Genomic DNA, 8,637 nt, shown 5'->3' with positions numbered 1-8,637 from the left:
GGACGATGGCGTCCACGCTGTCGTAGGCCACGCTGTGGATCGACGCCGGGAACGGCACCTTCTCCCGCCTCCAGGAGCACGTGGCCTACGACAGCGTGGACGCCATCGTCCTCTCGCACTCGCACGCCGACCACACCGCCGACATGATCCCCCTCATGTACGCGCTCGGCTACGACGGGGAGTGCAAGTACGTCCCGGTCCATGCCCCGCCCGATGTGGCCGGGTCGCTCACCGCGCAGCTGCACGAATCGTCGCGGGAGCTCTTCGGGACCGTCTTCGGGTTCAGCGACCTCGGCTCCCCGTTCGAGGTCGGCGACCTGCGGGTGGAGCCCTTTCCGACGCTGCACCCCGTGGAGACGTACGGGGTCCGGGTCACGGACGGGGCCCGCACCTTCGTCTACACGGCGGACACGGCCATGTTCGACGAGCTGCCGGACCTGTGTCGCGGCGCCGACCTGCTGGTCGCCGAGGCGACGTACGTCCGGCCGTACGAGCTCCCTCCGGGGATCCACATGTGGGGAGACGAGGCCGGACAGCTCGCGTGCAAAGCGGAGGCGAAGCGTCTCCTCCTCACGCACGTGTGGGGGTCGATCCCGGTCGAGGACGCCGTGCGCGAGGCAGCCGAGAACTGGGACGGGCCGATCGAGGCGGCCGGCGAGGGACAGACCTACCACCCCTGACGGCGCCGGACCTGACAGACTGACCGCCGTGACCACCAGGGCCGACGGCCGCACCCCCGACCAGCTGCGTCCCGTCCGTTTCACCCGCGGGTACGTGGACTTCGCCGAAGGTTCCTGCCTGGTCGAGTTCGGGCGCACCCGCGTCGTATGCACGGCCTCCGTCGAGACACGGGTCCCGCCCTGGCTACGCGACAGCGGGCGGGGGTGGGTGACCGCGGAGTACTCGATGCTGCCCAGGGCGACCGCCGAGCGAAACCAGCGCGAGGTATCCAGGGGTCGGCCGGGTGGGCGCACGATGGAGATCCAGCGGCTGATCGGTCGGTCCCTGCGCGCAGTCGTCTCCCTGGAGGAGATGGGGGAGCGGGCCATCACGGTCGACTGCGACGTGATCCTGGCCGACGGCGGCACCCGGACGGCCGCCATCACCGGAGGGTTCGTGGCCCTCTACGATGCGCTCCGCTGGATGCAGGACCAGCACCTGATCCAGGCCATCCCGATCGACGACCACGTCGCGGCGGTCTCGGTCGGGGTCCTCGACGGGGTGCCCCACCTGGACCTCGACTACTCCGAGGACGTCCGGGCCGAGGTGGACATGAACGTCGTGATGACCGGGTCCGGACGGTACGTGGAGGTGCAGGGGACGGCCGAGGGGGAGCCGTTCGACAAGGCCCTGCTCGACCAGATGCTGGCGGTCGCCGGCCGCGGCATCGACGAGCTCGTGGCCGCCCAGCGGGCCGCGCTCGACCGATGATCGTCCTGCTCGCGTCCTCCAACCCCGGGAAGGTCAGGGAGATCTGCGCCATATGTGAGGGCTCGGAGCTCGAGGTGGTCACCTCCCCCCACTACATCGGCGAGGTCGAGACCGGGAGCACCTACCTCGAGAACGCGCGGTTGAAGGCCGCTTCGCTCGTCCGTCTAGCCCAGATGCCCGTCCTCGCCGAGGACGCCGGACTCGAGGTGGACGGCCTGGATGGCCGCCCGGGCCCCCGTTCGGCTCGCTTCGCCGGACCGGGCGCGACCGACGACGGGAACAACCTGAAGCTGGCCCGGCTCGTGGCTCCGCTCCCAGAGGATGCCAGGACCGCCCGCTACCGGGCGGTCGCGGTGCTGCTACTCCCGACCGGTCAGTGGTGGTCGGGGGAGGCGACCTTCGAGGGGCGGATCGTCACGGAGCCCCGGGGGGACTCGGGGTTCGGATACGACCCGTACTTCGTGCCGGGGGGGATGGATCGCACGGCCGCTGAGCTCTCGACCGAGGAGAAGAACGCCATCTCCCACCGGGCCGGTGCGCTGCGCGCCTTGCTCCACTCCGTTCAGGGGAGCCGGTAGGCGCGGACCCTGATCACCCAGGGTCGCTCGACCACCTCGTCCGGATCGTCGAGGTGCTCCCTCGCCCACGCCCGTGCTGCCTCGACCGCCTGCATCCTGACCTCGTCGGTCAGCCTCCACGTGAAGGAGAAGATGTTCTGCTCCCACGCGTCCATCCGGCGGTTGGCCGTGGTCGTCCGGGGGTCCACGACGGGCTCGAGCTCCCGGACCGACGCCCCCGCGTCCGCGAAGGCCTCGTCGAGATCCGCGATCCTCTTCAGGCCGATGTTGCGGTCCACGATCCCGGCCGCTTCGCGGAACACCCTCTCGAGCTCGTCGGGCTCGTCGTGCACCCCCCCGGGGTCGATGAGGACCGTGCCTCCCGGTCTGACCACCCTGACCAGCTCGTCCACGACCGATCGCCAGTTCGGGATCAGGTGCAGCACGTGGAAGGCCGAGGCGGCTCCGACCGACTGGTCTCGCAGGGGAAGACGCTCTGCGTCGGCGACGGCCAGGGGGAACGGCCGGTCTCCGCCGGCGTTGCGTGCGAGCTGTTCCAGCATGGGGCCAGACACGTCCACACCGATCATCTCGATCCCTGCCCGGTGCAACGGGAGCGCGATCCGACCGGTCCCTACGCCGATCTCGAGGCAGGGTCCGCGTCCGGACAGCTCTTGGGACAGGAGCTCGACCAGGCGCGCCTGAGCCTGCGGGGAGATGGCTCGGGTCCGGTCGTAGAAGGACGCCGCCCGGTCGAATCGAACGGAACCGCTCACGTGTGCTCCAAGGCCTGGACGACCTCCATCCGGGACGCCCGCCTCCCGGGCGCCACCGCGGCCAGCACCGAGATCCCGATCCCGAACAGGGCCAGGACGGGCAGCCATCGGACCGGGTAGAGGTAGGGGATGTTCAGGCCGAACGAGCCCGCCGTATCGCGTACCACGAGCACGGACAGCAGGGAGCCCAGGGGGATCGCGAGGAGGAACGCGACCACGCCGAGCGTGGCGGCCTCCACGAGGACCATCCGGGCCACCTGCTCCCGGGTGACGCCGATCGCCCGCAGCACGCCGATCTCCCGCCACCGGCGCAGGACCGACATCGCGAGGGTGTTGGCGAGTCCGAGTAGTCCGACCAGGGCCGCGAAGAGCAGGATCGCGTAGACGATGCGGAAGTACCGGCGGATCTCCGTGGTCATCTCCGCCTTCTGTTCCACGGCCGTCGTCACGGTGAGCCCGAACGGGTCGGCCACCTCCCGCCTCACGGCGCCCACGACCTCATCCGGATCGGCGCCGGGGGCCAGTGCGGCGAGGAAGGCCGCCGGGCGGTCCGCGCCGAACGAGCGGCGCCCGTCCCCGAGTCCGATCGTGACCGACGGGACCCCTTCGAAGGACACGTAGCTGCCCGCGATCGCGAACGCGACCGGTCCCGCGGCCGTCTCCAGCGTCAGCGGGTCGCCCCGCGACAGCCCGAGGTCGCGCGCCAGACGGTCGGAGACGAGGACCGCGCCTCCCGTGCTGAGCGCCTCACGGGCGGCCGCGTCGTCCCCGTCCGCCCACGAGAAGCTCGATACGGAGAAGTACGTCTGGGGGTCGACCACGGTCAGCAGGGCGCGCTCCTCGTGTCCGACCGCCCTTACCCGGCCGAACCTCACCGCCGACACGGCCCCCACCCCCGCCACGCCTCGCAGGCGTTCCTCGACGGTGGGGTCGACCGGCCCTGGTGCGCCGATCCGCAGATCGGCCCCGAACTGGCGGTCGACCACGCCCGCGATCGCGTTCGTCACGGAGGCGTTGACGCCTCCGACCGCGAGGAGCATGGCCATCACGACCATGATCAGACCGAGCGTGTACGCCGAGCGGCTCCTCTCCTTGACGAGGTGCAGGACGGCGATCTCCCCCACGCCCGGACCCAGGCGCCCCGTGAGGCGCCCGACCAGCGCGGCGAGGGGGCGCACGAGGGCGGGTACCAGCAGCACGGACCCGGCCAGTATCGCGATGGTGCTCGCCCCCGTCAGCAACGCGCCCGTGGCTCCGCCCGCCCGTACCAACAGACCCACCCCGACCAACACCAGACCTGCCATCCACGACCGGCCGGCAGCGCCCTCGAACGCCACTTCGCCCCTCATCGCCACGACCGGGGAGAGCCTGCCCGCGCGCAGGGCGGGTACGACCGAGGAGAGGAGGGTGACACCCATACCGAGCGCCGAAGACACGACGACGGCTCCGACCGTGACGGTCAGCCCCGCCGGCTCGATGTCGAACAGCTCCCCGATGAGCGCGAGCAGGCCTCGGGCGGCGGCCAGACCGAGCACCAGCCCGGCCAAGGTCGAGGCCGCGCCCAACGTCGCCGCTTCGGCCAGGACGACGCGCGCGACCTGACCCCGCGTGGCCCCCAGGGCCCGCATCGTCCCGTGGATGCGTCTCCTCTCGACCACCGCCATGGAGAGCGTGAGGTAGATCAGGAACGCGCCCACGAAGAGCGCAAGGGCAGCGAAGAAGGTGAAGAAGGACTGGAGCACGCGCAGGAAGTCCTTGAACCCGGCTCCCACAGAATCGGCATCGACGAACTCGTAGCCCGGCCCGAGGTCCCCCTCGTGCTCGGCCACCCAGGAGCCGACATCGGTCCCCTTCGCGAGCACCAGGGCCACGCCGGACAGGCGATCTCCCACGCCCCCCATCGCCTGCGCGACCGGGAGGGACGTGTAGAGGACACGACCCTCGTTGCGGCGGCCGGCCCCCGTGTCCGTCAGGACACCGACCAGGGTCACCTCGGTCGGCCCGGACGGGGTGGTCAGCGTGACCTTCTCGCCGAGGCCCAGGCCCAGGCGGTCCACCAGCCGTCGGGGCATCACCACCTCGGGCGCCCCTTCGGCGAACCGTCGTCCGCCGTCCGGCTCGAGCACGTGATCGTGGATCAGCCGCTCCTGCTCGAGGACGACTCCACGTACGCCCACCGTCTCCGTCGCTTCGCCGGTGCTCACCGAGGAGGAGAAGCCGTACCCGCCCACGGCGGCCTCGACGTCCGGGAGCCGGGCCAGACCTACGACGGCGACGGCCGGCATCGTCGCGTCGTTGGTTCCGGCGGCGGACACGAGGACGTCGGCCCGCCCGGTCAGGTCTTGGAACAACCTGTCCACGCCCGAGTTGGTGGTGGCGCTGGACACGAGCACCCCGAACAGGATCGCGACGCCCAGGACGATGCCGAGCGCGGTGAGCGCGGAGCGCGCCTTGTTATGCCTCAAGCTCCTGGAGCCAAGCGAGGACAGCGTCCGTACGGGACCCACCCCCTCCCGTCGGTCGCCCGGTCCGGGTGCGTCTCCCGTTCGGCGCCGCGGATCGACGGGCCCGTCTCGGCTCCGACGCCTGCGCCACGTCCAGACGGCCCCCGATGACACCGTCGCGGATGTAGAGGACCTCCTCGGCGTGTGACGCGACGCGCGGGTCGTGGGTGACGACCACCACCGTCTGGCCGAGTTCCCGGCGCACCTGCGAGATGACGCTCAGCACCTCGTCCCCGGTCCGGGAGTCGAGGTTCCCCGTGGGCTCGTCGGCGAGCAGGACGGCCGGATCCGTGGAGAGTGCCCGGGCTATGGCCACCCGCTGCTGCTGTCCGCCCGATAGCTGGGCCGGCAGCTTCGTGCGCAGGTCGGAGATACCTACCAGCTCGAGGAGCGCGTCGAGCTTCGAGCGGTACTCCGCGGGGCGGCGGCCCGCGATCACGGCTGGGAGCGCGACGTTCTCCTCCACCGTCAGGACGCCCACGAGGTTGAAGAACTGGAAGACGAAACCGATCCTGTCGCGGCGGACCAGGGTCAGCTCCCGGTCGGGGAGTCCGGACAGGGGCGCCCCCTCGAGCAGGACCTCGCCGGACGTGGGGGAGTCGAGGCCGCCGAGCAGGTGCAGGAGGGTCGACTTCCCCGACCCCGACGGCCCCATGACGGACACGAACGCCCCACGGGGGAGGTCCACGGTCACCCCGTCGAGCGCCACCGTGCGGGCGCCACCCGTCTCGTAGACCTTCGTCAGAGCGCGGGCGGCCAGGACGACATCCGGGGTCGTGGGCACGCGCCAGACTACGACGCAGACCGGTGGCTGGGAGGCTAACGACCCGCGACGGCTACCGTGGCCAGCTCCCCGGCCCGGTAGCGGTCGCGGCACGCGCTGCGTTGACGCTTGCCCGACGAGGTCTTCGGGAGCGTGCCGGGCAGCACCAGGACGACCTCCTCGGGTCCGCGTGGCAGCTTGGTCCGGAGCGTCTCGAGGGCGCGATGGGCCACCGCTTCCGCCTCGTCGGGAGCCGCGGTGGTCTCGGCCACGACGACCATGCGCTCGCGCTCGGGGATCGCGAACGCGATGACGTTGCCCCTCCGCACGCCGGGGACCCGCTCCGTCCAGAACTCGTAGTCCTCCGGGTACAGGTTGCGCCCACCGAGGATGATCATGTCCTTGACGCGTCCGCAGACGGCCAGGCCGCGGCGTCCCCAGAACCCGAGGTCGCCGGTGTGCAGCCACCCGTCGCGCAGCGCCTCGGCCGTGGCCGCGGGATCGCGCCAGTACCCCGTCATCACGCTCGGCCCCCGGACGCAGATCTCGCCTACCCGGCCGTCCTCGACGGGGAGGCCCTCCCCGTCCAGGATCGCCACCTCGTGTCCGGGCAGCCCGAACCCGCAGGACACGAAACCCCGCGCGCCTTCGCTCCCCGCTTGGGTGAACACGACCCGCCGCTCCGTCTCCAGCGCCTCCCGGTCGACCCAGTCCACATGGACCGGGTCCCCGGCCGAGGAGACGGTGACCGCGAGCGTCGCCTCCGCCAGGCCGAACATCGGGCTCATGGCCTCGGACCGGAACCCGTAGGCTCCCGCCAGCTCCGAGAACCGGCCGACCGTCTCGATATCGACCGCTTCGGCGCCGTTCGCCGCCACCCGGAAACGGGACAGGTCCAGCGCGCGCGGCTTGGCGGCCAGGTCCCGGGCGGCGAGCCCGTACCCGAAGTTCGGCGCCGCGGTGATCGTCCCCCCGTAGCGCGACATCGCGTCCATCCACGAGCCGGGCCGGGCGAGGAACTCCTCGGTCGGCATGAGCACGAGCTCCGTGCCGTGGATCACGGCTCCCAGCACGGTGCCGATCAGCCCCATGTCGTGGAACAGGGGGAGCCACGTCACCACCACGTCGCGATCCGGGTCGATATCGAGCATCCGTCCGGCTGCCGCCATGTTGGCCACCAGGTGCCCATGGGTCAGCTCGACCGCTCGAGGACGGGCCGTCGTGCCGGAGGTGAACTGCAGATAGGCGAGGTCCGGGGACCGGGGGGCGTGGATGACGAGGTAGGGATCGGTGCCCCGCGAGATCTCAGAGAGGGTCACGACCCGGGCGTCCACGTCCTGGGGGGCGGGCATCAGCGTCGCGATCTCGTCGGACACGGCTAGGACCGTCGCCCCCGCCGTCCGGACACGGATCGACACATCCTCCACGTACTGCGGGAGCTCCGACTGACGGCGGGGGAGCGGGAGCACGACGGGCGCCGCACCCGCCCGCCACGCGCCGAAGAGCCCCACGAGCAGGTCGGCGCTGGTCTGCGACAGGATGCAGACGCGGTCGCCGGGTCCGGCGCCGAGGCGGCGGTACACCGCGGCCGCGCGAGCGGCCGCCTCGTTCAACTCCCACCAGCTGAAGCGCTGCTCCCGCAGGTCGCGGTCCACGAGCGTGACACCCCGCGACGTTGACGCGGATCTGTCCAGGGCGTCAGGGATGCTCGAGATGTCCAGGTCCGGGACGGCGTTGAACAAGGGTCCCCTCCTCCGGTCGGCCGACGTCCGGGTACAGACCGAGGGGAGCCGGCCTGGGTTACAACGGCTAGGCTTTCAGGACGCGGGCGTGGCGGAACCGGTAGACGCGCAGGGTTTAGGTCCCTGTGGGGCAACCCGTGGGGGTTCGAGTCCCTCCGCCCGCACCTAGCGGTCGACGAGCCCGTTGCGGGCCGCGATGGCGACCGCTTCGAGCTTGGAGTGCGCGCCCAGCTTCGACAGCAGGTTCTGGACGTGGTTGCGCACCGTGTTCAGGCTGATGAACAGGCGCTCGGCTATCGCGCCGTTCGACAGCCCCTCCGCCAGGAGCAGGAGCACCTCCCGCTCCCGCGGCGTGAGTGGGCTCTGGGGCTCCTGCTCACGCTCCCTGCGCAGCTTGGGCAGGAGCCGGGAGAGCATGTGAGGCGAGATCACGGCTTCACCGGACGCGGCGGCGCGGATGGCGGCTACGGCCTCCTCGACGGCGTTGTCCTTCGTGACGAACCCCGCGCATCCTGCGTCTATCGCCCGGAGCAGGACCGTGTCGTCGCTCATGCCGGTCAGCATCACGATCTGCGCCTCGGATCGCTCGCGCCGCACGTACCCGGCGGCCTCGATCCCGTCGCCGTCGGGGAGCCGGTAGTCCATCAGCACGACATCGGGCTCCGTCTCCTGCAGGACGCGCTTCAGCTCTCCGACGCTGCCTGCCTGCCCCACTATGGCTAGGTCCTCCTCACGCTCGAGGAGGTTCACCAGGCTCTCGGCGAACATCTTGTGGTCGTCGACGACCAGGACACGGATCCGGTCGGTGTTCACGCGAACATCGTAGGGCGCCTCTCCCGATATGTCCCGTTCGATGGCGCTCTC

General features: G+C 71.2%; 8 protein-coding genes and 1 tRNA gene. 4 read left to right on the top strand and 5 right to left on the bottom strand.

Annotated features, from left to right (window positions below; all coding sequences use genetic code 11):
- The first annotated feature begins 32 nt into the window (after positions 1-32).
- From VM840_06275 to rdgB, 3 genes are read left to right on the top strand one after another with little or no spacing between them, the layout of a single operon-like run.
- Positions 33-680 (top strand): MBL fold metallo-hydrolase, encoded by a 648-nt coding sequence (locus tag VM840_06275; protein ID HVL81181.1) that lies wholly within the window; start codon positions 33-35, stop codon positions 678-680.
- 28 nt (positions 681-708) lie between these two features.
- Positions 709-1,431, top strand: a complete 723-nt coding sequence (gene rph, locus VM840_06270; GenBank protein HVL81180.1) for a ribonuclease PH — start codon at positions 709-711, stop codon at positions 1,429-1,431.
- On the top strand, positions 1,428-2,009 hold the full coding sequence (gene rdgB, locus VM840_06265) for an RdgB/HAM1 family non-canonical purine NTP pyrophosphatase (protein HVL81179.1): 582 nt from the start codon (positions 1,428-1,430) through the stop codon (positions 2,007-2,009). Before rph ends, rdgB begins: the two co-directional genes overlap by 4 nt.
- Here the strand turns inward: rdgB and VM840_06260 are convergent.
- The 4 genes from VM840_06260 to VM840_06245 are packed head-to-tail and all read right to left on the bottom strand — an operon-like array spanning position 1,994 to position 7,773.
- Positions 1,994-2,764, bottom strand: a complete 771-nt coding sequence (locus VM840_06260) for a class I SAM-dependent methyltransferase (GenBank protein HVL81178.1) — start codon at positions 2,762-2,764, stop codon at positions 1,994-1,996. The genes rdgB and VM840_06260 overlap by 16 nt on opposite strands.
- On the bottom strand, positions 2,761-5,229 hold the full coding sequence (locus VM840_06255; protein ID HVL81177.1) for an FtsX-like permease family protein: 2,469 nt from the start codon (positions 5,227-5,229) through the stop codon (positions 2,761-2,763). Before VM840_06255 ends, VM840_06260 begins: the two co-directional genes overlap by 4 nt.
- Positions 5,219-6,052: an ABC transporter ATP-binding protein gene (locus VM840_06250; protein HVL81176.1), complete on the bottom strand. Its 834-nt coding sequence runs from the start codon at positions 6,050-6,052 to the stop codon at positions 5,219-5,221. The genes VM840_06255 and VM840_06250 overlap by 11 nt, the downstream gene beginning before the upstream one ends.
- Before the next feature lie 35 nt (positions 6,053-6,087).
- A complete protein-coding gene (locus VM840_06245) occupies positions 6,088-7,773 on the bottom strand; it encodes an AMP-binding protein (protein ID HVL81175.1) in 1,686 nt (561 codons plus the stop codon).
- An 82-nt stretch (positions 7,774-7,855) separates the two neighbouring features.
- Between VM840_06245 and VM840_06240 the strand changes: the two genes are divergently transcribed.
- Positions 7,856-7,937: transfer RNA gene (locus tag VM840_06240), tRNA-Leu, on the top strand.
- A 1-nt stretch (position 7,938) separates the two neighbouring features.
- Here VM840_06240 and VM840_06235 read toward each other — a convergent pair.
- Positions 7,939-8,637, bottom strand: a 699-nt coding sequence (locus tag VM840_06235; protein ID HVL81174.1) for a response regulator transcription factor, incomplete at its 5' end; no start/stop codon positions are given.

The organism is Actinomycetota bacterium (genome assembly GCA_035540895.1).
Classification (GTDB): domain Bacteria; phylum Actinomycetota; class JAICYB01; order JAICYB01; family JAICYB01; genus DATLFR01.
Note: the sequence above shows the minus strand (reverse complement) of the source record. Positions and strands in the feature narration are given on the sequence as shown.

Excerpts from the sequence above, each read along its gene's own strand:
- rdgB (HVL81179.1), top strand. The coding sequence starts at position 1,428 with ATGATCGTCCTGCTCGCGTCCTCCAACCCCGGGAAGGTCAGGGAGATC.